Annotated in this window: 17 protein-coding genes and 2 pseudogenes; 8 read left to right on the top strand and 11 right to left on the bottom strand. The window is 69.4% G+C overall.

What is annotated here, in order from left to right; translation table 11 throughout:
* Positions 1–125: 125 nt before the first annotated feature.
* Both ACIBTS_RS06255 and ACIBTS_RS06250 read right to left on the bottom strand, forming a co-directional pair.
* Entirely contained in the window at positions 126–557 is a 432-nt protein-coding gene (locus ACIBTS_RS06255) for an ester cyclase (protein ID WP_399316952.1), read from the bottom strand.
* Positions 558–833: 276 nt separating this feature from the next.
* Positions 834–2366, bottom strand: a complete 1533-nt coding sequence (locus ACIBTS_RS06250) for an MFS transporter (RefSeq protein WP_399316950.1) — start codon at positions 2364–2366, stop codon at positions 834–836.
* A gap of 492 nt (positions 2367–2858) precedes the next feature.
* Between ACIBTS_RS06250 and ACIBTS_RS06245 the strand changes: the two genes are divergently transcribed.
* The 3 genes and pseudogenes from ACIBTS_RS06245 to ACIBTS_RS06235 form a co-directional block, all read left to right on the top strand.
* Positions 2859–4580, top strand: a complete 1722-nt coding sequence (locus ACIBTS_RS06245; protein WP_399316949.1) for a SulP family inorganic anion transporter — start codon at positions 2859–2861, stop codon at positions 4578–4580.
* Between the two features lie 231 nt (positions 4581–4811).
* Positions 4812–6347: a DUF1254 domain-containing protein gene (locus ACIBTS_RS06240; RefSeq protein ID WP_399316948.1), complete on the top strand. Its 1536-nt coding sequence runs from the start codon at positions 4812–4814 to the stop codon at positions 6345–6347.
* A gap of 28 nt (positions 6348–6375) precedes the next feature.
* Positions 6376–6714 (top strand): annotated as a pseudogene (locus ACIBTS_RS06235) (alpha/beta fold hydrolase); the annotation flags it as partial.
* A gap of 417 nt (positions 6715–7131) precedes the next feature.
* On the opposite strand, the gene ACIBTS_RS06230 reads toward ACIBTS_RS06235, so the two are convergent.
* Entirely contained in the window at positions 7132–8271 is a 1140-nt protein-coding gene (locus ACIBTS_RS06230; RefSeq protein ID WP_399316946.1) for a glutathione-independent formaldehyde dehydrogenase, read from the bottom strand.
* Positions 8272–8434: 163 nt separating this feature from the next.
* On the opposite strand from ACIBTS_RS06230, the gene ACIBTS_RS06225 reads away from it, so the two are divergent.
* Both ACIBTS_RS06225 and ACIBTS_RS06220 read left to right on the top strand, forming a co-directional pair.
* A complete protein-coding gene (locus ACIBTS_RS06225; RefSeq protein WP_079662502.1) occupies positions 8435–8623 on the top strand; it encodes a hypothetical protein in 189 nt (62 codons plus the stop codon).
* Between the two features lie 659 nt (positions 8624–9282).
* Complete coding sequence (locus ACIBTS_RS06220; RefSeq protein ID WP_399316945.1) at positions 9283–10476, top strand: glucuronoxylanase; 1194 nt, start codon at positions 9283–9285, stop codon at positions 10474–10476.
* 492 nt (positions 10477–10968) lie between these two features.
* On the opposite strand, the gene ACIBTS_RS06215 is transcribed toward ACIBTS_RS06220, so the two are convergent.
* The 5 genes from ACIBTS_RS06215 to ACIBTS_RS06195 form a co-directional block, all read right to left on the bottom strand.
* Positions 10969–11841 (bottom strand): lysophospholipase, encoded by an 873-nt coding sequence (locus ACIBTS_RS06215; protein ID WP_399316944.1) that lies wholly within the window; start codon positions 11839–11841, stop codon positions 10969–10971.
* A gap of 52 nt (positions 11842–11893) precedes the next feature.
* On the bottom strand, positions 11894–12604 hold the full coding sequence (locus ACIBTS_RS06210) for an ABC transporter ATP-binding protein (protein ID WP_399316943.1): 711 nt from the start codon (positions 12602–12604) through the stop codon (positions 11894–11896).
* On the bottom strand, positions 12601–13437 hold the full coding sequence (locus tag ACIBTS_RS06205) for an ABC transporter ATP-binding protein (RefSeq protein WP_399316942.1): 837 nt from the start codon (positions 13435–13437) through the stop codon (positions 12601–12603). The genes ACIBTS_RS06210 and ACIBTS_RS06205 overlap by 4 nt, the downstream gene beginning before the upstream one ends.
* On the bottom strand, positions 13434–15452 hold the full coding sequence (locus ACIBTS_RS06200; RefSeq protein ID WP_399316940.1) for a branched-chain amino acid ABC transporter permease: 2019 nt from the start codon (positions 15450–15452) through the stop codon (positions 13434–13436). Before ACIBTS_RS06200 ends, ACIBTS_RS06205 begins: the two co-directional genes overlap by 4 nt.
* Positions 15453–15574: 122 nt before the next feature.
* The gene (locus ACIBTS_RS06195) at positions 15575–16888 is read right to left on the bottom strand and encodes an ABC transporter substrate-binding protein (RefSeq protein ID WP_399316938.1); all 1314 of its coding nucleotides are present in this window, start codon (positions 16886–16888) and stop codon (positions 15575–15577) included.
* Between the two features lie 342 nt (positions 16889–17230).
* Here ACIBTS_RS06195 and ACIBTS_RS06190 point away from each other — a divergent pair, with 342 nt between their 5' ends.
* Positions 17231–17935: a hypothetical protein gene (locus ACIBTS_RS06190; RefSeq protein ID WP_399316937.1), complete on the top strand. Its 705-nt coding sequence runs from the start codon at positions 17231–17233 to the stop codon at positions 17933–17935.
* 557 nt (positions 17936–18492) lie between these two features.
* Positions 18493–18969, top strand: coding sequence for a hypothetical protein (locus ACIBTS_RS06185; protein ID WP_399317200.1), 477 nt, complete (start codon positions 18493–18495; stop codon positions 18967–18969).
* 363 nt (positions 18970–19332) lie between these two features.
* Here ACIBTS_RS06185 and ACIBTS_RS06180 read toward each other — a convergent pair whose 3' ends face one another.
* Complete coding sequence (locus ACIBTS_RS06180) at positions 19333–21648, bottom strand: family 43 glycosylhydrolase (RefSeq protein WP_399317199.1); 2316 nt, start codon at positions 21646–21648, stop codon at positions 19333–19335.
* Between the two features lie 504 nt (positions 21649–22152).
* Here ACIBTS_RS06180 and ACIBTS_RS06175 point away from each other — a divergent pair.
* On the top strand, positions 22153–23583 hold the full coding sequence (locus tag ACIBTS_RS06175; RefSeq protein WP_399316935.1) for a glycoside hydrolase family 43 protein: 1431 nt from the start codon (positions 22153–22155) through the stop codon (positions 23581–23583).
* A 105-nt stretch (positions 23584–23688) separates the two neighbouring features.
* Here the strand turns inward: ACIBTS_RS06175 and ACIBTS_RS06170 are convergent.
* Together ACIBTS_RS06170 and ACIBTS_RS06165 are read right to left on the bottom strand one after the other, a co-directional pair.
* Positions 23689–23751: pseudogene (locus ACIBTS_RS06170) on the bottom strand (hypothetical protein); the annotation flags it as partial.
* Positions 23727–24173, bottom strand: coding sequence for a hypothetical protein (locus ACIBTS_RS06165; RefSeq protein WP_399316934.1), 447 nt, complete (start codon positions 24171–24173; stop codon positions 23727–23729). The pseudogene ACIBTS_RS06170 and the gene ACIBTS_RS06165, both read right to left, overlap by 25 nt.
* Positions 24174–24220: the final 47 nt, after the last annotated feature.

Raw genomic sequence — 24220 nt, 5'->3', positions numbered from 1 at the left:
TGCGGAAGGCCGTGCACCGCCCGACGCCGCCGCGGCGGGGACCCGCCCGCCGCCCCCGAGTGGAGGGTGCCGCCCCGCCGTGCGGCTGGAGCCGCGGCTCACCGGGGCGCCCCGGGGTCTGAGGGTCAGCCCCGCAGCTGTTCGGTCAGACCCAGCTGGCTCATGATGGCGCCGGTGTCCAGATAGACGCGTCCCTCCTTGATCTTGTTGTTCTCGACCTCGTAGATGTCGCACGCGTGCACCGTGACCTGACGTCCCGTGGCGGGGACGGTGCCCGCGTGCAGGACCAGGTCCCCGGTCTGGGTGCCGCTGCCCGTGTACTCGACGACCACCGTGTCCCCCTGGGACGTGAGGTGGTCGAGGGTGAACCTGCCGTCGGGCATCGCGTCGAACATGGCTCTGGCGAGCTGGGTGAAGCCCTTCGGGCCTTGCAGCGTCCTGCCACTGCCCTCCTCGACCAGGGTGCAGTCCTGGGCGACGGACCCGGCGATGGACTCGTAATCCCGGTCGTTCCAGGCCCGGAAGAGATCGCGTACGAGAGTCTCGTTGTCAGTCATGGCAAACTCCGCTCGGATGCATTCCCCCTCTTTCCATGCTGACCCGCCGTGTCCGACCGCGCATGCCGTGCGCAACGGACCGGTTGTGCCGGCACGGGAGGTCGCGGACGGCGGCAGCCCTGTGTATTGCCTGGCGCCAGGGCTCGTGACGCTTCGTCGGAGAGCGGAGACCCTCGCGATCGACGTCGTCGAGGCCTCGGCGAGGCCGGATCACCCGGCGCCACCCGGCGCCACCCGGCACTTACCCGGACGCGACGCCCGCTGCGGCCGGGCCGCCTACGGTGCGGTCCGGGTCCGGCGGGGCATGAGCAGGTATGCCGCCACAGCCAGGGCGATCGGCAGGAGGCTCACGAACAGCATGGTGAGCCGCAGGCCGTTGGTGAAGTCCAGCCCGAGGTCCAGTCCGGACTGTTTGAGCAGGTTCGGGTCGTATCCGGCGGTGCCCGGACTGTGCGCCATCGCGCTTCGCGTCGCGTCCACGGCCTCGGTTGCCTCGGTCACCGACAGACCGCGCGCGTCGGCGTCGTTGAGCCACTGCCGATGGAAGAAGAGGTTGAGGAGCAGGAGGTAGACGGCGGGGCCGAGCGCGTAGCCGGTCATTCCGAACGCCGGCTGGACGGAGGCGACGGCGCCGGACTTTCCGGGCGGGGCGTGCGAAAGGATGGTCTCGGCCACCGCGGAGGAGGTCACCAGCGACCCCAGGTTGGTGAGCCAGGTCGCCAGTACGACGATCCACAGAGCCATCGTGGGCGTGGCGGTGGCCGCCATCAGCAGCCCGCTCGCGGCCATCACCAGCAGGCCGGTGATGAGGACCGGCCGGGGGGTGTACTTCCCGATCAGGCGCCCGGCGTAGACGACGGCGACCGCGATCGCCGCCGTGCCGGGCAGGAACAGCAGGCCGATGGTGCGCGGGGGCAACGAGAGGATCACACTGCCGAACTGCCCGAGGGCGAAACTGAAGCCCGCGACGAGGAAGTTGAGCGTCAGGCTGGCCAGCGCGGCCACGGCGAACGGACCGCTGCGGAACAGCGACAGGTCCAGGACCGGCTCCGGGGTGTGGCGCTCGCGGAGCACGAACAGCACGCCGGCGACCGCACTGATCGTCAGTGGCAGCCAGGCCTGGGGCTGGGAGATCCCGTTCTCCGCCTCGGCTACGCCGTGGACGAGGGTCAACAGGGTGACGCCGACCAGGCTGACGCCGACGACGTCGACTGCGCGGCGCTCCAGGACGGGGGGCTCGGTGACGTACCGGGCCGTCAGCCCCAGCGCGATCAGCGACAGCAAAGGGGCGAGCAGGAACAGCCACCGCCAGCCGACGGCCTCCACCACCCATCCCCCGATCGCGGGGGTCACCCCGCACAACACCATGTCCATGGCCATGAAGATGCCGATGGCGGCCGGTCGTCTCTCCGCAGGCACCGACACCTTGAGCAGGGCCATCGCCACGCCCAGGACCGCGGCCAGCGCCAGGCCGTCGAGGAGTCGCGTCACCAGCAGGAACGTGTAGCCGGGGGAGATCGCGGAGAGCAGGTTGACAGCGATGTCGCCGACCAGCCCCAGCGTCAGCATCCGCTTGAGCCCGAAGGCGTCCCCCAGACTGCCCACGGCGAGCACGGCGGCGGCCATGACCAGCGTCGCCGCGCCTCCGAGGAACCCGACGACGTCGGGCGGCACGTGGAGCGCCCGGCTGACCTGCGGCATGTTCAGGCTGAGGACCAGCGGGTCGATCGCCGTGACCGTGAAGGCGATGGCCAGTCCCGAGATGACCGGAAGGATCGCGACGATGGATCGCGGTTCCGCAGTCGACACAGCATCACCCTCCGCAAGTGTCGGCCGACGTCGGCCGACGCCGGCCGCTCGTCGACCGACCGTAACGGGGCCACCGCTTCCCCTCCGCCGTCCCCGGGCTGACGCACCCGGTTCGCACCTGTTCGGACCAGGACGATCAGTCGTACGCCGACGGTCGCCGAGCCGCCGGACAGAGCCTGCCGCGTTGACGTGCTGTTGCCGGGCCCAGACCGCGGTGATCTACTCGGATCGCACCCGGCTCGCACAGGACGGCCCGCCGCCTGTCCGATGTGGCACGGCGAGCGAGAGCGGCCGTCCCCCACGGAGAGCCACAGGCGGCTCACCGACGGCCCGGCCCCGACGCCGACCCCGTCGCAGTGCCGCCGAGTCGCAGGAGAGGAGCGCGGTGATGGCATCCGCAGGTACGGGCCCCGCGCCGCGATCGACCGCCGACCGGAGTCGCGCACACGCCGTCCTGCGCGTGTACCTCCCCCACCCCGAAGTCGTCGACGCGTGCCGGCAGTGTCCTCCGGTCAGCCGCGTCGGCTGACCGGCCGGCGCCGCTTCTCCGCCCTGCCGGTGGCCGACTGGGCACACGGCTACCAGCGGGGGCTGCTGCGCGGTGACGTACTGGCCGGCCTGACGGTGTGGGCGCTGATCGTGCCGGAGTCGGTGGCGTACGCGCAGATCGCCGGAGTCCCTCCGCAGAACGCGTTCTACGCCGCTCCGATCGCTCTCGCGGGCTACGCGCTGCTGGGGGGTTCGCGCTTCCTGATCGTGGGGGCTACGTCGGCCGCGGCCGTGCTGTCGGCGTCCACCGTCAACGGCGTCAGCGGCGATCCGGGCGCCGCCGTCGGGCTGTCGGCGGCGCTGGCGGTGGTCGTGGGCACGGTGCTGATGGCAGCCGGAGCGGCCCGGCTGGGGTTCCTGACCAACTTTCTGGCGGAGCCCGCCCTGGTCGGCTTCCTCTTCGGCATGGCGTTGACGATCATGGTGCGGCAGACGGGGAAGATCCTCGGTGTCTCCAGCGGCGAGGGCGACTTCTTCCAGCGTCTGGCGAAGCTGCTGAGCCAGGCGGGCGACTGGTCGTGGACCACGATCGCCGTCGGCGTGGCCGCCGTGGTCGCGCTGCTGCTGCTGGAGCGCCTCCTGCCACGGCTTCCGGCCTCGCTGATCGTGCTGGCCGCCGGCCTGCTCCTGTCCAAGACCCTGAACCTGGACGCCCACGGCGTGGACACGGTGGGCCGGATCCCGGCGGCCGTTCCGGTCCCTCACCTGCCCGACGTCACGTCCGCCGACTGGGCCGAGCTCGCCGGCGGCTCCCTCGGGGTGGCGCTGGTCGTCTTCGCCGAGTCCTACAGCATCGCCGGCCGCTTCGCCCGCGTCCACGGCGACGAGGTGAAGGCCGACCGTGAGATGGTCGCCGTTGGCGCGGCCAACCTCGCCGCGGGCCTCTTCCGCGGCTTCGCGGTCTCCGGCAGCGCCTCGCGCAGCGCCGCCGCCGAGGGCGCGGGCGGCCGCAGCCCCATGGTCTCCCTGGTCGCGGCAGCGCTGGTGCTGTTCACCGGGGCCTTCCTGACCTCGCTGTTCACCCCGCTGCCCGAGGCGGTGCTCGGCGCGATCGTGATCGTGGCCGTGAAGGGGTTCCTGCGCGTCGGGGAACTGCGCCGCTACGCCACGCACGACCGGCCCAGCCTCTGGATCGCCCTGACCGCCCTGACCGGTGTCCTGGTCCTCGATCTGCTGCCCGGACTGCTGCTCGCGGTACTGACGTCGCTGCTGATGTTCATCGCCTATTCCAGCGCCCCGCGAGTGGCGGCCCTGGGGCTGCTGCCCGGCACCGGCGTCTGGGGTGACCTGCGGGAGCACCCACGAGCCGTGGCCGCACCGGGCATCCTCGTGGCCCGGCCGGACGGGGCGCTGTTCTTCGGCAACGTCAACCGCGTCCGCACGGCCGTGAAGGAGCTGACAGCGGCGTCCGACAGGCCGCCGCACGCCGTGGTGGTGGATCTGACGGCGAGCTACCGGCTCGGCCTGCCCGTCCTGGACACCCTGGCGGACCTCGCCTCGGACCTCGACCATCACGGAGTCGAGCTGCATCTGGCCCGGGTCCGGGCCGGGCCCACACGCTCGCTGTCCCGGCACCCCCTGCACGCGACCCTCAGCCCGGATCGCCTCCACCCGACGGTGACCGACGCCGTGAACGCGCTGGGCGGCGGACCGGGGCCGTCGTGACCTGCGAACCCGGTTGCCGGGGTATGGACGCGGTGATCTACTCGAAAGAGGAGGTGCGTGCAGAGCACCCGGCCCGCTAACCCCACGAAGCAAGGCGCGGACCGCCGCCGCGTGGCGCACCGGGAGGAACCGGGATGTGTCGTCGACGGTGACCGGTTTCCCCGATTCGCGCTCTGAGACCGCGTGGTGACCCCAGCCCGTGCTGCCCAGCCTCAGGAGAGGAACGCGGTGATGGCATCCTCAGCCAACAACAACCAACCCGGTCGACGTCTGCGCCACGATCTCGCCGTGGCGGCGGTCGGCATCGGTCACGCGGCGGCCGCCACCGGAAAGGCCACCGCGGCCGCAGTACGTCACCCGGGGGACGCCATCGACCGCGCCAGGAAGATGACGCGGGCGCTGCCCGTGGCATGGCACTCGGTGAAACCGGCGCTCACCGGCGGGGTGGACGACTGGCGTCGCGAGTACGCGTACACGCTGGGGGAGCAGGCCTTCGTCTACGGCTTCCCCTACATCTACAACGCCGGGCTCCGTCACCGCTGGGTGACCCAGAAGCCCGAGACGGAATCGACGCCCTACATGGCCGTCAACCACTTCTGGCATGCGAGCAGGCTCTGGGACGTCTCGGACCGGGAGGGCCTGTCGCCCAACATCGACACGCTGTACTCCTGGGCGTGGGTGGACCTGCGCGAGGAACCCCTCATCCTCTCGCACCCGGACATGGGAGACCGCTACTTCACCTTCGAACTGGTCGCCTTCACCTCGGACAACTACGACTACGTGGGCATGCGGGCGACCGGATCGAAGGCCGGTGACTTCGCCCTCATCGGCCCGGACTGGAGCGGGGACCTCCCGAACGGCGTACGCCGCACGGCGAGCGCCCCCACTCCGTGGGTCCTGGTGGTCGGGCGGACCCTCGTCGAGAGCGAGGAGGACATCCCGGCCGTCCACGCGTTGCAGCAGCAGTACCGGCTGACGCCGCTTCACCTGTTCGGCGTGGAGGGCGCCGAACTCCCGGAACGCCGCGACGTACCGGTGCCGGTCGACCCCGCCGAGGATCCGCTCGGTCCGTGGAAGACACTCAACGCCGTGCTGGCCGAGAACCCGCTGCCGAAGCACCACGCCGTTCTGCTCCGGCAGTTCGCGGAGATCGGCATCGGTCCGGGGCTGGACGTCGAGGCACAGCCGGAGCCCGTGAAGGAGGGCCTGATCCGGGCCGCCGCCACCGCCCTGCCGATGCTCGAACAGCAGCTGCTCAGCGGCCAGTGGGCCGAGCAGATCAACGGCTGGCGCTACCCTCCCGGGGAGGTCGGCCACTACGGGGACGACTTCCTCAGGCGGGCCGCGGAGCAGTCCCTGGTGGGCATCGCCGTCAACGATCCCGAGGAGGCGGTCTACCTGACGGCCTTCAACGACGGGGCCGGCGAGACGCTGTCCACCGGCCGCTACGAGCTGCGCTTCGACGCGGGGACGCAGCCCCCGGTAGACGCGTTCTGGTCGCTGACCGCCTACGACGAAAACCGGAACCTGATCCCGAATCCGATCGACCGGTACGCCATCGGAGACCGCACCCGGGGGCTGGCCAGAGACGATGACGGGGGTCTGACCCTCTACCTTCAGCCGGACTCGCCCGGACCCGAGCGGGAGTCCAACTGGCTGCCCACACCGAAGCGGGGCGTCTGGTACGTCGCGCTGCGCATGTACCTCCCGCGCCCCGAGGTCATAGACGCCCGGTGGCACTGCCCGCCGATCAACCGCGTCGGCTGACGCGAGGCGGCCACCGGACGCCACGAGGATCACAGCTTGTCGCTGCGGGTCGACACTCTCGGCTTCGCCCTCCTCCCCCGGCGAGGGCGTCCCCACCGGGGGCCGTGAACTCGCGGCGAACGGCTTCGACGTCTACTACTCCTACGACCAGCTCGGCGCCGGCCGCTCCACCCGGCTGCGGGCTCTCACCGGATACACCGTCGCCCGCCAGGTCGCCGACCTGGAAGCGATCCGGCGCACACTCGGTGCCGACCGGATCATCCTGGTCGGCCAGTCGTGGGGCGGATCACTCACCGCCCAGTACCTGGCCGCCCATGGCGAGCACGTCGCCAAAGCGGTCTTCACCTCGCCGGGCGCGCTGTGGGGCCGCCAATACCCCGGCTCCCAGGCCGGGGAACCCTGGCACCGCCTCTCCCCCGCACAGAAGGCCCGGCTCGACCGGCTGAACAGCGCAACCCGTTATCGCGGCGAGCCTGCTCCTCCGGATCAACCCCGGTGCCGCGCACGCGCTGGTCGGCGACCGCGAGGTCCGCGAAGCTCCCCCCGACCCGACCCGACCCGACCCGACCCGACGTGTCCGGCTCCCTTGACGGTCATCTGGTTGCGAGGGCGCGTGGGTGCGCAACCGCGGGCCCATCTCAGGCGGACAGCCCGACCGTCAGGAGGAAGGCCCGCAGCAGTGCGGTATAGCCCCTCGAACCTTGCCGCCCGGGAGGCACCGGCCGCCGACCCCGGGTGGGGCGACGCACAACCCCGCGTCCTGCGGCCGGTACCCCGGGTCAGGTCACCGGTTCGGGTGCAGGACGACCTTGGTGTAGCCCTCGACGCGCTTGTCGAACTTTTCGTACGCCGACGGCGCCTCGTCGAGCGACAGCTCGTGCGAGACGACGAAGCCGGGCCGCGCGCGCCCTTCGATGATCATGTCGCGCAGCTGCCGGTTGTACCGCTTGACGTTGCACTGGCCGGTACCCAGCCGCAGCCCCTTCTCGAAAAGCCTGCCGACCGCCACCAGCAGCATGCCCTGCTTGGCCTGCTCGTCAGGGCCGCCGGGGTCGGAGGGAACGTACAGGCCCGGAATGCCGAGCGCTCCGGTAGGTCGCACCGTCTCGACAAGCGAGTTCAGGACGGTCGCCGGTTCCTCGCGCTCCTCGCCCCGTGCCTGGGCCTGGTAGCCCACCGCATCGATGCCCTTGTCGGTGCCTTCTCCCTCCGTCTGGTCCTTGATCTGTTCCACTGGGTTGCCCTCGCCGAAGTTGACGGGGATCGCGCCGATCTCCTCGGCCTTCTGCAGCCGCTCGGCGACCCGGTCGACGACGAACACCTTCCTGGCTCCGCGCAGCATGGCCGAGTAGGCGGCCATCAGGCCCACCGGACCGCCGCCGTACACCGCGACGCTCTCGCCCGGACGGACGTCGGCCAGTTCGTTGCCGTGGTAGCCCGTCGGGAAGATGTCGGCGAGCAGGACGAAGTCGCTCTCGTTGGCGTCGCCCTCCGGCAGCTTCAAGCAGTTGAAGTCGGCGTACGGCACCCGTACGTACTCGGCTTGGCCTCCGCTGAACGGACCCATCGCGACGTAGCCGTACGCGCCGCCGGCGAACCCGGGGTTCACGGTGACGCAGAAGCCCGTGAAGCCGGTCGTGCAGTTCTTGCAGAATCCGCAGGCGACGTTGAAGGGCATGACCACCCGGTCGCCCGCCTTGAGGGACGAGACGCCGTCCCCGGTCTCCTCGATGATCCCAAGGTTCTCGTGGCCGAAGACGATGCCGGGCTCGGCGGCCGTACGGCCCTCGTACATGTGCAGGTCGGAACCGCAGATCGCCGTTGACGTCACGCGGACGATCACGTCGTTCGGGTGTTGGAGTCCGGGCTTTTCCACTTGCTCGACCGCTACTTCGAACGGTCCCTTGTAGACGACGGCCTTCATGCCTACGCACCTCCGCTCGGCACTGCTGGTGTCACACCTCGGACATTTGTGCTCTATATCATGTTCCGTCCGTTGTGCGCCTTAAGCCAAATTGGCTACTGTCATCACGTACGTGCGGATCACGAGAGCCCGCAGACCAAGCCCCGGGAAGGGGAAGCCCACAGTGACGCCACGCCTCGGGACCCTGCTCGTCCCCGTGTCCGGACTGTCCGGCACCACCTACCCCCCCGGAACCGCCGTGTCGATCAACGGCCGGGGGTCGGCAGTCGACGGTTTCGTCAATGGAGACTGGCTCCCCCTCGCCTGGTGGGAGTTCGCCGAGGGGCGTGGAGAAGACGCCGCCGAAGCCTGACCGTCGACATGTCCGGCAGCCACGTGGGCCGATGGACACGGCGAAGGCCGCCGCCAAGCTGTCGCTGTCCGCACTGAACGACGGACCCGCCCCCAGTCCTCACGACGAGCTGTCGCAGGCCCGACCGGCTCGCCCGTGTCGCCGTTCCCTGAAGTCGAGATCCCTGGGCGACGGCGCGACCGGTCCGCACAGGACACGGTCCCCGGGCGCCACTAGCGTCTCCGCAGAGGCTTGACGATGCGAGGAGGGGGTCCTACGGTCCCCTAGACCGCCGTACGATCGGTCGATCTACCGAAACATTCGACGAGCGCCACACCCTTCAGGGGTCAGTCCGTCGAACGTCGAACTCCACGCACGTATCAGCACGGCCCTAAAAGGCGCGGAGCGCAGATGCCGATATGAGCGCCGGGCGCAGACAGACGGCCCGGCCCGCAGGCGGCGAATTCCCTGCACGTTGTCAGAACACGGCACGACGAGGCAAAGCGGTTACCGACACGGGGACGAGAAAGCACAGATCAGTGCCAAGTCCCAGAGGGAGGAAACACATGTCGTTACAGCGTGGTGCATCCAGGGACAGGGAGGGGTCGGGATTACCGAGTCGTCGGGCCGTTCTGGCGACGATGAGCGCCCTGCCGGTCCTCGCGGCCACAACGCCGGCCATGGCGGCATCCCGAACAGCGTCCGCGGCGGCGGTGACCGTCGACCCGTCGGCGACGCGGCAGACCATCCGGGGATTCGGCGGTATGAACCACCCCCTCTGGATCGGTGACCTGACATCTGCCCAGAGGGACACGGCGTTCGGTAACAGCGAAGGACAGCTCGGGTTCTCCATGCTGAGGATCTTCGTCTCCGAGGACCGGGCGAACTGGAACCGCGAGGTCGCGACGGCGAAACGCGCGATCGAGCTCGGGGCGACCGTCTTCGCATCGCCGTGGAATCCCCCCGCTCAGATGGTCGAGACCTTCGTCCGCGGCCAGCAGACCAACGCCAAGCGGCTTCGGTACAACATGTACGGCGCTTATGCGCAGCACCTGAACGACTTCGTCGCGTTCATGCGGACCAACGGAGTGAACCTGTATGCCATCTCCGTGCAGAACGAGCCGGACTACGCTCATGACTGGACGTGGTGGACTCCGAGCGAGATGACCAGGTTCCTGCGGGAGAACGCCGGCTCCATCAGTACCAAGGTCATCGCCCCGGAATCCTTCCAGTACGTGAAGAGCTTCTCGGACCCGATCCTCAACGACGCGGGAGCACTCGCCAACCTGGACATTCTCGGAGCGCACCTTTACGGCACGTCGTTCCAGAATTTCCCCTACCCCCTTTTCAAGCAGAAGGGCGGGGGCAAGGAACTGTGGATGACCGAGGTCTACTACCCCAACAGCACCGATTCGGCCGATCTGTGGCCCCAGGCGCTCGACGTGGGAGAACACATCCACCGCGCGATGGTGGATGCCGAGTTCCAGGCGTACGTGTGGTGGTACATCCGGCGCGGCTACGGCCCCATGCGGGAGGACGGGCGGATCAGCAAACGCGGTGCGAGCATGGCGCACTTCTCGAAGTTCGTCCGCCCAGGGCATGTGCGGATCGCCGTGCCCCCGAACCCGCAGGCGAACGTCTACTTCTCGGCATACAAAGGGAGCGGCTCCCGGATCGTCATCGTCGCCGTCAACAAGGGAAACTCGCAGGTCAATCAGCAGTTCACCCTACAGAACAACACCGCGTCCGGCGTGTCGTCCTGGGTGACGGACGCGAGCAGAAATCTCGCGTCCCAGGGCAGGATCGCCGTGTCGAACGGCTCCTTCACAGGGCAGCTTCCCGCTCAGAGCCTGACGACCTTCGTGACCGGGTAGAAAGCAGTTGTCCTTCCGGGCGTGATCGCCGGGTTTCCGCTGGTCGGGGATAGGAGTGGTGGTTCCGTGGGAAGCGGTGGTCTGTCGGGTTGTGCCGAGCCGGCCGCGGCGGCGCTGGAATAGCGGGACCTGGGTAGGGGGCTGCCGCGTCCCGTTGTCGGCGGCCCAGCATGACCTTGTCGGTGTGGGACCGCGCCGGCGGCGGCTGGCCCTCGGTACGCCAGCCCATGTCGCGCGCGACCTTGCCCAGGTACTTCACGAGCGCCCCGCTGTCGACGTAGCCGGTGTGGCGAGCCTGCACGACAGCGAGTTGTCCAACCTCATCGGCGAACTCGCGACCCGCAGCGACGCCTTCCACGCCCTATGGGCCGTCATGGCGTCCGTCCCCCCTACCCGCCCGAGCTTCGTGAGCGTGCCGTGCGCAAGGTTGCGGAGAGGGTCACGCCTGGCGCATGAGCGAGGCCCGTCGTCGGCATTCTGGCAAAGTCAGGCTCACGGCAGCACCCGCTCGTTTTCGATGTGCGCGAGTACCCGCTCCAGCCAGGCCAGCAGGTCGCCCTCGACTTCGGCGCGGTTGGTCTCGTTGAACAGCTCGTGCCGCGCTTCGGGGTAGACGCGGTAGGTGATGTCGGTGAGGCCGGCCTGCCGGTAGCGGTCGACGAGCAGGTCACTCAGCGCGAGCCCGGCGTTGAGCGGGTCCCGGTCGCCGACCAGGACGTAGACAGGCAGGTGTGCCGGGATGCCCCGGGGCTGCGCGAGTGCTGCCGAAGCGGCGGCGACCTGTCGCATTCCCTCGGCGTCGAGGCTGGAGCCGCAGAGTGGGTCCGCGAGGTAGGCGTCGACGGCTTCGGGGTCCCGGCTGAGCCAGTCGAACAGCGTCCGAGCGGGTTCGAAGCCCTTGTTGAGGGCGACGAGCGGGTCCCCGGTGTCGGCCGCCTGGTTGGCGAGCATCGCGTCGACCGCGGTGGTGCCGGCCAGAGCCAGGGCGTCGATGAGGTGGGAGTGGTGCAGTACGTACTGCTGCGCGGCGAAGGAGCCGAGGCTGTGACCGAGCAGCACCAGGGGCAGACCGGGGTGCCGCTCCCGGATGGTCTCGGAGAGTGTCACCAGGTCGCCGACGAGGCTGTTCCAACCGTCCTCGCCGAGATGGCCGGGGGCGGCGTGTCTGCTGAGCCCGTGTCCCCGGTGGTCGCCTGCGTACACGGCGAAGCCCTGGGCCGTCAGCGCCTCGGCGAGCGCGGCGTATCGGCCGGCGTGTTCGCCCATGCCGTGCGCGATCTGCACCACACCGCGCGGCGGGTCGGCGGGCTGCCACACGTGCACGTGGATGCGTACGCCGTCCTTGCCGCTGTCGAAAGTGAACATGATGCTCCTGGGAGAGGTGAGTGGTGAGGCGTGGTCGGTGCCGGTTGAGCGGTCAGGAACCGGCGCCCAGGTAACCGGCCACGATCCGGGACCGGTCCGCTCTCAGTTCCCGGGCCGTGGCCTGCACGGTGAGTTCGCCGTGGGAGAGGACGCAGCCTCGGTCGGCGATTTCCAGGGCGAGGCCGACGTGTTGCTCGACGAGCAGCACCCCGCAGCCGGAGTCGTCGGCGAAGCGCCGGACGACGGGCAGCAGTTCCTCGACGATGACCGGGGCGAGGCCGAGACTGAGTTCGTCGAGCAGCAGCAGCTTGGGACGACGGGCCAGGGCCCGTCCGAGAGCGAGCATCTGCTGTTCTCCGCCGGACAGCAGGCCGGCCTTGCGGTCCCGCAGGCGGGTCAGGACCGGGAAGTACCCGTACGCCGCCGCCTCGTCGAGCCGTTCTCCCCGGTGTCCCAGCCGCAGGTGTTCCGCCACGGTCAGCCCGGAGAAGATGCCTCTGCCCTCCGGGACGTGTGCGATGCCCCGTCGCGCGCGGGCCGCCGCAGGCACCTGGTCGAGGGGTGTTCCGGTGAAGGTGATGGTGCCGCCGGAGGGGCGCAGCAGCCCGGAGACGGCCTTGAGCGTGGTGGTCTTGCCCGCGCCGTTGGCGCCCAGCAGGGCGACGACCTCGCCTGCGCCGACGGTGATGTCGAGGTCGCGGACGACGGGGGCTCCGTCGTAGCCGGCGGTGAGTCCGGCCACTTCCAGGACGGGTGTGTTCATGATGTCTCCGGTGCGGTGCTGGTAACCCCGGGTCGGCCGGTGGTGAGGGAGTAAGGAGTGCCGCCGTCCGGTACGGGTGCGTCGGCGGGCTGGACGGCGGACGCGCCGAGGTAGGCGGTGATGACGGCGGGGTCGTCGCGGACCCGGCTCGGGGATCCCGCCGCGATCACCTTGCCGAACTCCAGGACGACCAGGTGGTCGCAGATGCCCATCACCAGGCCCATGTCGTGGTCGATGAGGAGCAGTGCGGTGCCGGCGTCGGCGACGGCGCGCAGGCGGCGGCCGAGTTCGGCGCTCTCGGCGGTGTCCAGGCCGGCGGCGGGCTCGTCGAGGCAGATGATGCGGGGGCGGGCGGCCAGGGCCCGGGCCACGCCGACGAGTTTGCGCTGTCCCTGGGACAGCTCGGCCGGGGATGCGTCGGCGAGATCCTGCAGGCCCACAGTGGTGAGGGCATCGGCGACGGCGGAGGGCGGCGGCGTGCGGCGGCCGAAGGTCTCGCCGAACGCCCTGACCCAGGTCGGTCGTTCCGCCGTCACGCGCAGGTTCTCCGTCACCGTGAGGTCCTCGAAGAGTTCGCTGCTCTGGAAGGTGCGGGCGAGACCTCGGCGGGCCCGGGCGTGCGGTGGCATGCCGGTCAGGTCCTCGCCGTCCAGTTCCACCCGGCCCCGGGCGCCGACCAGTCCGCTGACCGCGTCCACGAAGGTGGTCTTGCCCGCGCCGTTGGGGCCGATCAGTCCCACCAGTTGGCCTTCGGCGACATCCAGGGTGACGTCGCTGAGTGCGTGGACGCCGCCGTAACTGACACCCAGGGAGCGGACCTTGAACATGCTCATCGTGCGACCTCCTCGGGGGCGGGCGCCGTTACGGTCCCGGCGGTGTCCGGCATGGCGTTTTCGGCGAGGGCGGCCTGGGCGGCTTTCGCTGTGCGGGCGGCTCTTCTGGCCTTCTTACGGCGGTGGTTGGCGCCCGCGATGCCGTCCGGGTTCGCGATCAGCGTCACGATCAGGGAGACGCCGGCGAAGAGCAGGGCCCAGCTCCCCTTGATGCCGAACCACTTGTCCAGGGCGTGCGGAATGAGTGCCTCGGTGGACATCAGGCCGGCGATGACGGCTCCGGACACCATGGTGATGCCGCCGATGTAGGCGAAGCCGATGAGGCCGAGTGCGGCCAGCGCGGTGAACCGGACCGCGCTGACGGAGCCGAAGTTGTAGCCGTACAGGGTCCCCGCGGCGCTGGCGATGAAGGAGCTGATGGCGAACGCCGCGATCTTCACCCCGCGTACGTTGACGCCTGCTGCCGCGGCCGCGCGCTCGTTGGAGCGGACGGCGAGCATCCGCCGGCCCAGCCCGGTGCGTCTGAGGTTGGCCACGTACAGCCCCAGGGCGGCGGTGACGGACAGGACGAGGAAGCCGAAGAGGGGGCTGGGTTCGTTGCCGTCCAGGCCGCGGAAGGCCGCCCCCGGACCGAGGTCCACCCCGAACAGACGGGGAGGGGGCACGGTCACTCCGGCGGTGCCGCCGAAGGAGGTGTTGGTGAACAGGGCCTGTTCCATCGCGAGGGCGGCGGCCAGCGTGACGACGGCCAGGCTCACGCCGCGGACCCGCAGGGCGGAGATGCCGGCCGCCACACCGAGCAGGGTGGCCAGCAGGGTCGCGCCGAGGGCGTTGAAGGGGAAGGGGATGTGCAGTCCGGTCGCCAGGTGGGACAGGGCGAAACCGGCGGTGCCGGAGAGCGCGAGCTGCATCACGGAGATCTGTCCCACGTAGCCGGTGATGACGACGTACGAGAGGACGATGATCGCGCCGATCAGCGAGTTCGTCAGCGCCTGGCGGAAGTCGAACGGCAGCACGACCAGGGCGAGGGCGGCGGCGGCCGTGGCCAGGACGGCCGGTCGCAGCAGTCGGTCCGGCAGCGGTACGGCGGGCAGCCGCTGCTCGACGAGTTCACCGCGGCGCGGCAGGCCCGCGCCCTTCACATAGAGCGCGATGATCATCAGGATGAAGATCAGCAGTTGCTGGAGTCCGGGCATGGCGTTGCCGTTGTCGGTCGGGAACCAGCTCTGGGTGGACAGGTAGTAGACGACCGACTGCATGACGCCGATGAGGATGCCGGCGGAGCAGGCGATCCACAGTGAGGTGAATCCGGCGAAGAGAGCCGCCGCCAGGGCCGGGACCACCTGGAGCGGGAGCGTGACGGAGTCGACCTGGACGATGGGTGCGGCCAGGACGCCGAGCAGCCCCGCGATCAACGCGGACAGCAGGGTGTTGGCGAGGGAGACGCTGTTCGGTGACAGACCGGCCAGCAGGGCCGCCTGTTCGTTCTCCGAGGCGGCGCGGGTGGCGAGCCCGAACCGGGTCCACCGGTACAGGGCCCCGAGGGCGAGCGCGACGGCGATCACCAGCCCGGTCAGGATGAAACGGTCGACGGGCGTGGTGACGCCCAGGACGGTGACGGCGTCCGAGGGCAGGATGCTGGGGGCCTGCTGTGGCTGGGTTCCGAACACCAGCAGCACGGTGGCCTGCAGGGTGAGCAGAATGCCGAGTGACGCCGCGAGTTTGGCCAGGGGTGAGACCGCGCGCAGGGGCTTGAACACCGCGACCTCGGTGAGCACACCGACCGCGAGCGCCGCCATGAGGGCCCCCGCCAAGGCGGCGGCGGTCGGCAGCGCGAAGCCGAAGAAGCCGGTGCTCAGGGCCCAGAAGGTGTAACCGGCGACCATCGCGACGGCGCCGGTCGACAGGTTGATGATGCCCGAACCCCGGTAGGTCGCCACGACGCCGAGTGCGATGCCGGCGATCAGCGCCCCCTGGCCCAGGCCGAGCACGGCGAAGAGCAGGATCTGTTCCATTTCTTACTCCTGGAGCGCCGTGTTCCTCAAGGCCGCAGGGAAGCCGTCGGGCCTGAAGGAGCACGGCACGGGAAGGTCTGTCGCGGGCCGGAGGCGACCCGGGCGGACGGTGGGGACGATGGTCACCGGGGCGGGCGGAGCCAGTCGGTCAGCGGCTGGAAGGCGCCCTTGCCCTTGTACTGGTAGAACCGCGCCTGGTCGTTGCAGACCGCGGGGGCGTCCGGGTACTTGGCGCACTTGACCTCGGCGGCGCCCATGACGACCGGCCCGGTGAACTTCTTCAGCTGCGCGGAGACGGCCGCCGGGGTGATCTTGTCGGCTCCCACGGCGTCGAGCGCCTTGGCGTACGTCAGGATCGTGCTCCAGCCCAGGGGGGCGAAGACCTGGGAGGCGGTGGCCTTGTCCAGCCCCACCTGGCCGGATGCCGCCAGGAACGCCTTGGAGTCGGCGGCCGAGGAGTCGGTCGGCAGCGTCTGGGCGACGCCGTACGTCCATGTGGGCAGATCCCCGCCCAGGCCCTTGGCCACGTCCGGTGACATGCACAGGGGCGTGGACACCACGGGCTTGTCGATGCCGAGCTGCTTGATCGCCTTGGCGACTCCGACGCACCCGGAGCCGATCGTGATGGGCACGATGACGTCGGCGGAGTTGGCGCCGGCGGCGGTGACCGGGCCGATCAGGTCCGTGGCCTGCGCGTCGAAGCCGACCGACTTGACGGTGAGGCCGGCGGCCTTGAGTCCTTCGACGGCTGCGCTGGAAGCGATCTTGTCGCCGGGGGTGTTCGTGTGGATGACCGCCGCCGTCTTCGCCTTGAGGACGTCACGCGCGTACGTGCCCCAGGTGCCGAAGATGTGCGGCAGGTCGCCGAAGGTGCTGTAGGTGTTCTTCGCCGTGGGCAGGGTCGGCCCCGTCGCCACGCCGACCAGAACCGGCTTCTTGCCCGCCACCACGGAGTTGAAGGAGGCGTCGCCCAGGTACAGATTGCCGAGGCCGATGGCGGAGACGGCCTTGTCACCGAGCAGTTGCTGACCGCACTTCTGCCCCTCCTCCTCGGCGGAGACCACCGTGCAGACGTTCAGCGCGATCGGGTGGCCACCGATTCCGCCGAGCTTCTCGTTGACGTACCGAACGGCTGCCTTGGCGCCCAGCGTCGCCTCTGGGCTGCCGCCGGGGCCGCCCTCGACGTTCACCCAGCCGAGAGTGACCGGGGACAGGCCGGAGTCGGCCTTGCCCGCCTTGCCTCCCACGTAACTCTGATAGTCGGTCACCACGGCGGCCGACGGGCGGGTGTCCGCGGCGGCCGACGACTCGGCTGCGGCAGCTCCGGCCGAGGCAGAGCCTTGGCTCTGCGCGCCACTGCAGGCGGTGAGGCCCAGGACGGGCGCCATGAGGGAGGCGATCAGGCACAGTCCTCGGACACGCGGATGGGTAGGCATACGAAACCTCCGTGAGCGGAGCGAAGGGAAGTCACGCCGAGGGCGTGCGCAACAGGGGGTTGAACGGCTGGCCGGGGACCTGGAGCGCACGGGGTGACCAGCGCGAAGGGCGGCTCGGAGCACCCGGAAAGGCCTGTTCAGGCGGCCTTCCCGAGGTTTCGTAACTTTCTTACGAACCGGGAATCTAGGTGTAGGCTTACCCCCTGTCAACGCCTTGGTTCACTTTGATTTAACGATCAAGCAGCTCGATTTAACGCTCAAGCAGTGGAGGGGGAGGGTGTGACGACGCAGGCCGGAAGGCGCAGGCTGCCTCGGCGATCGCTCGAGGAGACCCGGGCCCTCATGCTGGAAGCGGCGACCAAACTCGTCTGTGCGGGAACCGCCGACACCAGCGAGGCCGCAGTCTCCGCCGCACTGGCCCACGTGCGGGTCAAGCAGGTGACGGAAGAGGCCACCCGCATCATCCGGGACCGGCTGGGCGACACGGCGGCACCGGCGGTCACCACGGGATCGATCTACCAGATCTGGCCGGCTCAGGCCGACTTCCAGGCCGAGCTGTTGTTCCACCTCACCTCCCGGCAGGCGGAACTGGTACCGGGCCTGCCCGACAGCATCCGGCGCTTCCAGGAAGCCGTCGAGAAGGGCATCACCTGGCAGGAAGCCCTCAACGACGTACTGACGGACAACCACAGGAACCACCGGGTGGACCCGATCTACCGGGTGATGCTCGGTTTCTACGCCAGCGCCGCGAACCCCCGTGTGCGTGAGGCCCTCGGGCACTACGGCGAATCGTTCACGAAGGTGGCCTGCGAGGCGTACCAGGCCCTGCTCGACACCTACGGGCTGCGCATGCGTGCGCCCTACCGGGTCGATCACCTCGCCACCAGCATCGCGTCCCTGCTGGACGGCTTCCACATGCGGTGGATCGCCGGCTACGGGGACCTGGCGGACCCGCACGGCGACGAGAACTGGTCCCTTGTCACAAGGGTTGCCGTCATGCTGTTCGACCAGTTCACCGAACCCGTACCCGCTGACGGCACTTCCTGAGGTCCCTGCCCCTGCCTGCGACCCGCACGGGGCGGCGCTGGACATCGTGTCCGGGAGGCCGAGCCCGGCCGTGGAACCGGGACGGAGGGCAGAGTGGCAGCGGGGGTCGGCCAGGCCGGGAACGAAGGTGAGGCTTGACGCCTGACGGTGGCCTCGGGGCTGGTGGCCGGGCCGGGCCCAGGAGCCGAGTCGGCCGGACCGGCTCGCGTAGTCACCGTGGTGGTCGACCGACCGTAGGGCATGCCGTCCCGAGACTCGCGCCTCGGCCTTCGTCACCGGCGCTGCTTTCGGCGTCGATGTCGGTGTCGGTGAGGCGGACGCTCTCGGGGACGGCGGCACGGGCGATGCGGGCGGGCGACAACGGCGGGCCGCGGGGCCGACTCGTGCGGCCCACAGGCAGTGCTCAGCCCGTACGACGGAGGCCCACATGCCCACCACCGCGCCGCCCTCACTGAGGGCTCCAGCCGCTGAACTCGCCACGCTGCGCCCCCACATGGAGGCGGTGAGCCTGGCGATCCACGCGCGGCCGGAGCTGAAGTTCTCCGAGTCCCACGGACATCCTGGCCCGCACCCGGCTCGCAAGCGCCCTCTACGCCGGCTTCACCCACTCCGACAACCTGCTGCGCATGACGTTCCTGGACCCGGCCGCGCGGCACTTCCACCGCGACTGGGACCGGTCCGCCGAGTCGACCGTGGCCACGCTGCGACGGACGGCCGAAATCGACCCCGAGGACCCGCGGCTGAGCCGGCTCGTAGGCGAACTGTCCGTGAAAAGCGCCGAATTCCGCGTACCGTGGGCGCGCCACGACGTGCGCGGCAAGACCCGCGCGGCCAAGCTCTTCCACCACGCCCAGGTCGGCGGCCTGGAACTGCACCACGAGTCCTTCACCGTCAACAGTGCACCCACCCAGCAGCTCGTCGTCTACCAAGCCGAACCGGACAGCACCTCCGCCGACGCCCTCGCCCTGCTCGGCTCGCTCAGTGTCGGCCCCGTACCCGCACAGGACACGGCGACAGGCGCCGTCTCCGACTGAACGCGCGCTCGCGGCTGTGAGAGGCCCGGCCACGGCCCGGCGTTTCCTGGATGTGCCAGGGCTGGGCCCACCGCTCCCCACCCCGAGCGGATGCAAGGAGAATGACGCCATGACCAGGACGGTGGAGCCGGGAGAGCGGGTGATAACACCAGCTCGGAGGTGGGTTTCGAACCCGTCCGCAGCGGATCTCCATTCCACCACGAAGAGGCTCACGAAGGATGAACCCTCCAGCGGGACCGGCTCCGGCCTGATGCCGGTGCGCAGCCTGAGATCCCGGCGTGTCGGAGGTAGTACGGCCGCTGGGCCAGGCCGGTGGCCCGCAGGGCTTCGCGGTGCGGGCCACCGGGCGAGCGCAGAGCGCGGTCAGGTCCAGGGGCTGATCGGCATGAAGGAACTGTCGGCGCGGAAGGTGGCGGTGTCCTGGTAGGTGTCGATGCGCAGTTCGTAGTTGTAGTGGCGGAGGTAGCGGCCGGGGTAGTTGTACGACTCCAGGCTGACCGATCCGGTGGCCGAACCGGGCCGGGCGCAGTAGGTGGCGTCCTTGTTGAAGAGCGTCGTGCCGTTGCTCGCGTCGGCGCGGATCCGGAGGTCCTTGTGGCGCAGGTAGCGGCCGGAGGAGTCGCGGAAGGAGTAGCAGCTTCCGTCGGCCAGGCCGGGGACCACGGTGAAGGTGGCGCTCTGCTTGACCGCCGTGGTGCTGGAGGAGGTCACCGGGTCGAGGTAGCCGAGGCTGTCCGACCGCACGACGGCATAGCGGCCGGGGAAGTTGACCGACCGGAGCGAGCGCGTGGTGTTCACCGGCAGGGTGACGCCACTGGTGACCGGGGTGATGCTGCTCAGGGTGGGGACGACCTTCTTGATCAGACCGTCGGCGTCGAACTCCATCCTGTCGATGGTGGTTTCGCGGTGGGTGCCGTCACCGCCGGGGATGGCGAAGCGGTGGTAGGCGATGTACCAGTCGTCGGTGCCCGGAACCTGCACCACCGAGTGATGGCCGGGCCCCTTGATGCCGAGCGAGAGATCCTTCTCCAGGATCACGCCCCGCTTGGTCCAGGGACCGGTGGGCGAGGAGCCGGTGGCGTAGGCGACCCGGTAGTTCTCGTCCCGGGTGTCGTTCTCCGACCACATGAGGTAGTAGGTGCCCTGGCGCTTGATGACGAAGGAACCCTCGTTGTAGCCGCTGGGGGTGATCTCGGTGATCTTGGAGGCGTCGAACGAGACCATGTCATCGTTCAGCGGGACCACGTAGGCGTGACCGTTTCCGAAGTAGAGGTACGACTGGCCGTCGTCGTCGGTGAAGACGTCCGGGTCGATCATCTGGCCGGCGTGGGAGCCGCGGGCGATCAGCGGCTTGCCCAGGGGGTCCTTGAACGGGCCGGTGGGCGAGTCGGAGACCGCGACGCCGATGTTGGTGTCGGCGGAGTAGTAGAGGTAGTACTTCCCGTTCTTCGCGGTCGCCGTCGGGGCCCAGGCCCGGGTGTCGGCCCAGCTGATGTCGGGACCGAGGTCCAGGATGACGCCGTGGTCCGTCCAGTGGACCAGGTCCTTGGACGAGTACGCCTTGAACTGCGTACCGCTCCAGCCCGCGAAGCCGTCCGTGGTCGGGTAGATGTAGTACGTGTCCCCGAAGCGGACGATGTTCGGGTCGGCGGTGAGCCCCGGAAGCACCGGGCTCCTCATGGTCAGCGCGGAGACGGTCCAGGTGCGCTTCACCCCGTCGGAGCCGGTCACCTCGTATGTCACGGACTGGGTGAAGTCGCGCCGAGTACCGGAGGTCGGGCTGATGGACGCGCCCTGGGCGAGGGTGAACTGCGGGGCGAGCGCGGTGAGGTCCGTGCCCTCCTTGACCGGCAGCGTGATGGTGCCGTTGGTGCCGTCGACGATGGCGGCGATCTTCAACGAGGGTTCGGTGGCCGTGGCGATGCCCGTGGTGTTCCCGCTGACCGTGAGGACCTCGGCGGGCGTCAGCGCGCGGTTGTAGACGCGGAAGTCGCGCATCTTGCCCTTGAAGAGCTTGTCATTGCTGTAGAGCGACTTGCCGATGAAGTCGGCCGTGGTGGTGCCGGTCCCGATGGAACCGGGGGTGACGGTGACCGACGTGTTGCGGGCCACCTCCACACCGTCCTGGTAGAGGACGCCCGTGGTGCCGGTCTGCGTGTAGGTGACGTGCTTCCAGACCGAGCGCGGCAGTGCGGCGGAGGCCCGGGTGTTCTGCTCGGTGGAGAAGCTCCCGGAGGCGATGGCGGTCCGGAGGGTGTCGCCGGTGGTGAACAGGTACCCGTTTCCGGCGCCGTTGCTGGTGTTGCCGAAGCCGTAGAGGAAGTACGGCGTGGCCTGGGCGGCGTCGATCTGCACATCCATCGAGACGGTGATGGAGTTCATGCCTCTCATGAGGTTGTCCGGCACCTTGATGTAGGTGTCGGAGCCGTTGAACGTCAGTCCCTGCCCGGTGCCCGACCAGCCCGCGGTGCCGTTGACGGTGCCGTTGTGGCCGTTGCCCGAGGAGTCCACCGCCACGTTGCCCGAGGTGGCGTCGAGTTTGTACCAGAGGGCCAGGCCGTCGGTGATCTCCGCCGCCTGGGCGGGGGCCGACAGGCCGACGGCACCCGCCAGGAGCACGGCGGCGGCCAGGGCGGCAGCGGCACCTCGCCGGAGACTTCGGCGGCCCTGCGGTCTCACTCCGTGCATGGGTTCACATCCCGTGATGAAGACATGCCTGAGAAGGGGGCTCGCGACCTTGGCCCGCGACCCTGGCCGAGGTGCTGACGTGCCTCCCGAATGACATCGCGCTGCGTGAGTGTGAGTTGGAATGCGAGCCAACGTCAATACTTTTCGAACAACATCCGATATGCCGAACAACAATGACCTGCGGGGACGGTTTGCCGTAACGGCCTTCGGCGAGCTCGTCGCCTCCACGACCAATGGACCATTCCCGACTCTCTTGACAGTTTCTTACCGTCCCTATAGCGTCTGGCCGAATTTTCGAAGGCCTTTCTAAATATCGAACAATGGGCCATCGGTTCCCGTCTTGTATCCGCTCTCAAGACACAAGCAGTCCCCGAGCGTGCGTCACTGAGGAAAGAGCACCGAGCCGCCTTTGCCGCGCGATGACGCGACCAGGCCGTGTGACGGCTGGGCTCCCCCTCCCCGCTGGTGGCACCCGCAGAAAGACAGGAAACGTACATGCGCACGCTTCTCTCCCGGCTGTCGGCGCTACTGGCCGCCGCCTGCCTCCTGTTCACAGGCCAAGTCCTGACCGCACCCGAGCGGGCGGCCGCAGCCGACCCCGGTTACCTGATGGTGCACTTCACCGGGGAGGGGGCGACCAACCAGCAGATGTACCTCTCGCACAGCACCGACGGCCTGCACTGGAACGACCTCAACGGCGGCGGCATGGTCCTGCGCTCCACCGTCGGCACCAAGGGCGTGCGCGACCCCGCCTTCGTGAGATCCCCCGACGGCAGCAAGTACTGGATCATCGCCACCGACCTGTGCTGGGGCTGCGGGTCGACCGTGGACGGCTCCATCAACAACGGCAGCCGCAACATCGTGGTGTGGGAGTCCACCGACCTGGTCACCTGGTCACAGCCGTGGCTCCTCAACGTCGCCGGCGCGATCCCCGACGGCCGCAACGCCTGGGCACCCGAGGCGATCTGGGACCCCGAGAGCAACGACTACGTCCTGTACTGGGCCACGAACGTGCCCTTCAACGGCGCGACGAAGCACCGCATCTTCGCCGCCCACACCAGCGACTTCCGCACCATCACCACCCCCCAGCTCTACATCGACCGCCCCGGCACGCAAGAGATCATCGACACCCAGATCATCGAGCTGCCCTCCGGTGTCGGTAACTACCGCTACGTGCGGGCCTCCGGCGACGGGCAGATCACCCTCGAAGGCAGCAACTCCATCCTGGGGACCTGGACCAGACTCGGCGACCTCTCCGGCATCGGTCTGACCGGGTCGATGGTCGAGGGCCCGATGTGGATGAAGTTCAACGGCACCAACAAGTGGGCCCTCTACCTCGACCAGTACGCCACCAAGGGCGGCTACATGCCGGTCACCACGACCGACCCGTCCAACCCCGCCTCCTACCAGCAGCTGGCATCGACCAGCTACAACATGGGCGGCACCAAAAAGCGCCACGGCTGGATCATGAACCTCACGGCCGCCGAGGAGAGCCGCGTACTCGCCCGCTGGCCCAACACCCCGGCCAACCGGCTCCAGTCGTACAACTTCCAGGACCGCTACGTACGCCACACCAACTTCGACGTGCGCATCGACCAGAACGTCACCAGCGATGACGCCAAGTTCCGGCTGCGGCCCGGATTGGCGGGCACCGGCACCGTCTCGTTCGAGTCGGTGAACTACCCCGGCTACTTCCTGCGTCACGCCAACTACGACTTCCAGCTCGCCTACAACGACGGCAGCAGCCAGTTCGCGGCGGACGCGGCCTTCCGGCAGGTCGCCGGGCTCGCCGACCCGACCTGGTCGTCGTTCCAGTCGTACAACCACCCGGACCACTACATCCGCCACTACGCCTACTACCTGAAGCTCGACCCGATCACCACCGCGACGGGGCGCAGTGACGCCACCTTCCGCGTGACGAGCTGACCCGACACCGACAGGGATGCCGGCGCCTCCATGAGAAAGCGCCGGCATCCGCACGCCATGGAGAGGAGAGGCAGCGCGTCTCCTCGTAGCCCCGAGAGAGTGCTCTCATTGAATGCGCCGGGCGATCCCGGTCGCCCTCCTCATCAGCCATTCGAGCGGCCCCCGTGGGAAGAAGCGGGACCAGAGGTTGGCGAAGGGGAGGCGACCAGCATCCCGACGGGGGTGTCGCCGAAGATGCCGTCACTGCCGGGCGGTGTGGAGGACATGGTCGGCATGGCCGACATGCCCGGTCCCCCTGCGGCTCCCCGGATGGCTTCGGCGACGCCGGGCACGAGACGCAGTGCCAGCCAGGAACCGCCGTAGCCGGTGACGGCGAGGGCGACGCCGGTGAGGGCGAGACGTGTCCGGACGGCCGTGGCAGCCAGGTCGAGGCGGGCGACCGCCATACCGGCGATGACGAACGAGGCCCAGGTCAGCGCCGGGTAGCCGCCGGTGAAGAGCAGCGAGACGATGCCGTCGGCGTGGCCGACGGTGGGGAACGCGCGGCCGCCGACCACCGGCTTGAGCGCGCACAGCAGCTGCGGGCCCACCAGAGCCCAGCCAGTCCGCGTGATGTCTCATGCCCTTCAGGCTGGAG

Origin of the sequence: Streptomyces sp. NPDC050121 (assembly GCF_044460385.1) — a bacterium.
GTDB classification, from domain to species: domain Bacteria; phylum Actinomycetota; class Actinomycetes; order Streptomycetales; family Streptomycetaceae; genus Streptomyces; species Streptomyces soliscabiei.
The sequence above is the reverse complement of the archived record's forward strand: the minus strand, read 5'-3'. Positions and strand labels throughout refer to the sequence as shown.

Excerpts from the sequence above, each read along its gene's own strand:
- ACIBTS_RS06175 (WP_399316935.1), top strand. The coding sequence starts at position 22,153 with ATGCGCACGCTTCTCTCCCGGCTGTCGGCGCTACTGGCCGCCGCCTGC.
- ACIBTS_RS06210 (WP_399316943.1), bottom strand. The coding sequence starts at position 12,604 with ATGAACACACCCGTCCTGGAAGTGGCCGGACTCACCGCCGGCTACGAC.
- ACIBTS_RS06230 (WP_399316946.1), bottom strand. The coding sequence starts at position 8,271 with ATGAAGGCCGTCGTCTACAAGGGACCGTTCGAAGTAGCGGTCGAGCAA.
- ACIBTS_RS06240 (WP_399316948.1), top strand. The coding sequence starts at position 4,812 with ATGGCATCCTCAGCCAACAACAACCAACCCGGTCGACGTCTGCGCCAC.
- ACIBTS_RS06220 (WP_399316945.1), top strand. The coding sequence starts at position 9,283 with ATGGCGGCATCCCGAACAGCGTCCGCGGCGGCGGTGACCGTCGACCCG.
- ACIBTS_RS06215 (WP_399316944.1), bottom strand. The coding sequence starts at position 11,841 with ATGTTCACTTTCGACAGCGGCAAGGACGGCGTACGCATCCACGTGCAC.
- ACIBTS_RS06195 (WP_399316938.1), bottom strand. The coding sequence starts at position 16,888 with ATGCCTACCCATCCGCGTGTCCGAGGACTGTGCCTGATCGCCTCCCTC.
- ACIBTS_RS06255 (WP_399316952.1), bottom strand. The coding sequence starts at position 557 with ATGACTGACAACGAGACTCTCGTACGCGATCTCTTCCGGGCCTGGAAC.
- ACIBTS_RS06200 (WP_399316940.1), bottom strand. The coding sequence starts at position 15,452 with ATGGAACAGATCCTGCTCTTCGCCGTGCTCGGCCTGGGCCAGGGGGCG.
- ACIBTS_RS06205 (WP_399316942.1), bottom strand. The coding sequence starts at position 13,437 with ATGAGCATGTTCAAGGTCCGCTCCCTGGGTGTCAGTTACGGCGGCGTC.
- ACIBTS_RS06190 (WP_399316937.1), top strand. The coding sequence starts at position 17,231 with ATGCTGGAAGCGGCGACCAAACTCGTCTGTGCGGGAACCGCCGACACC.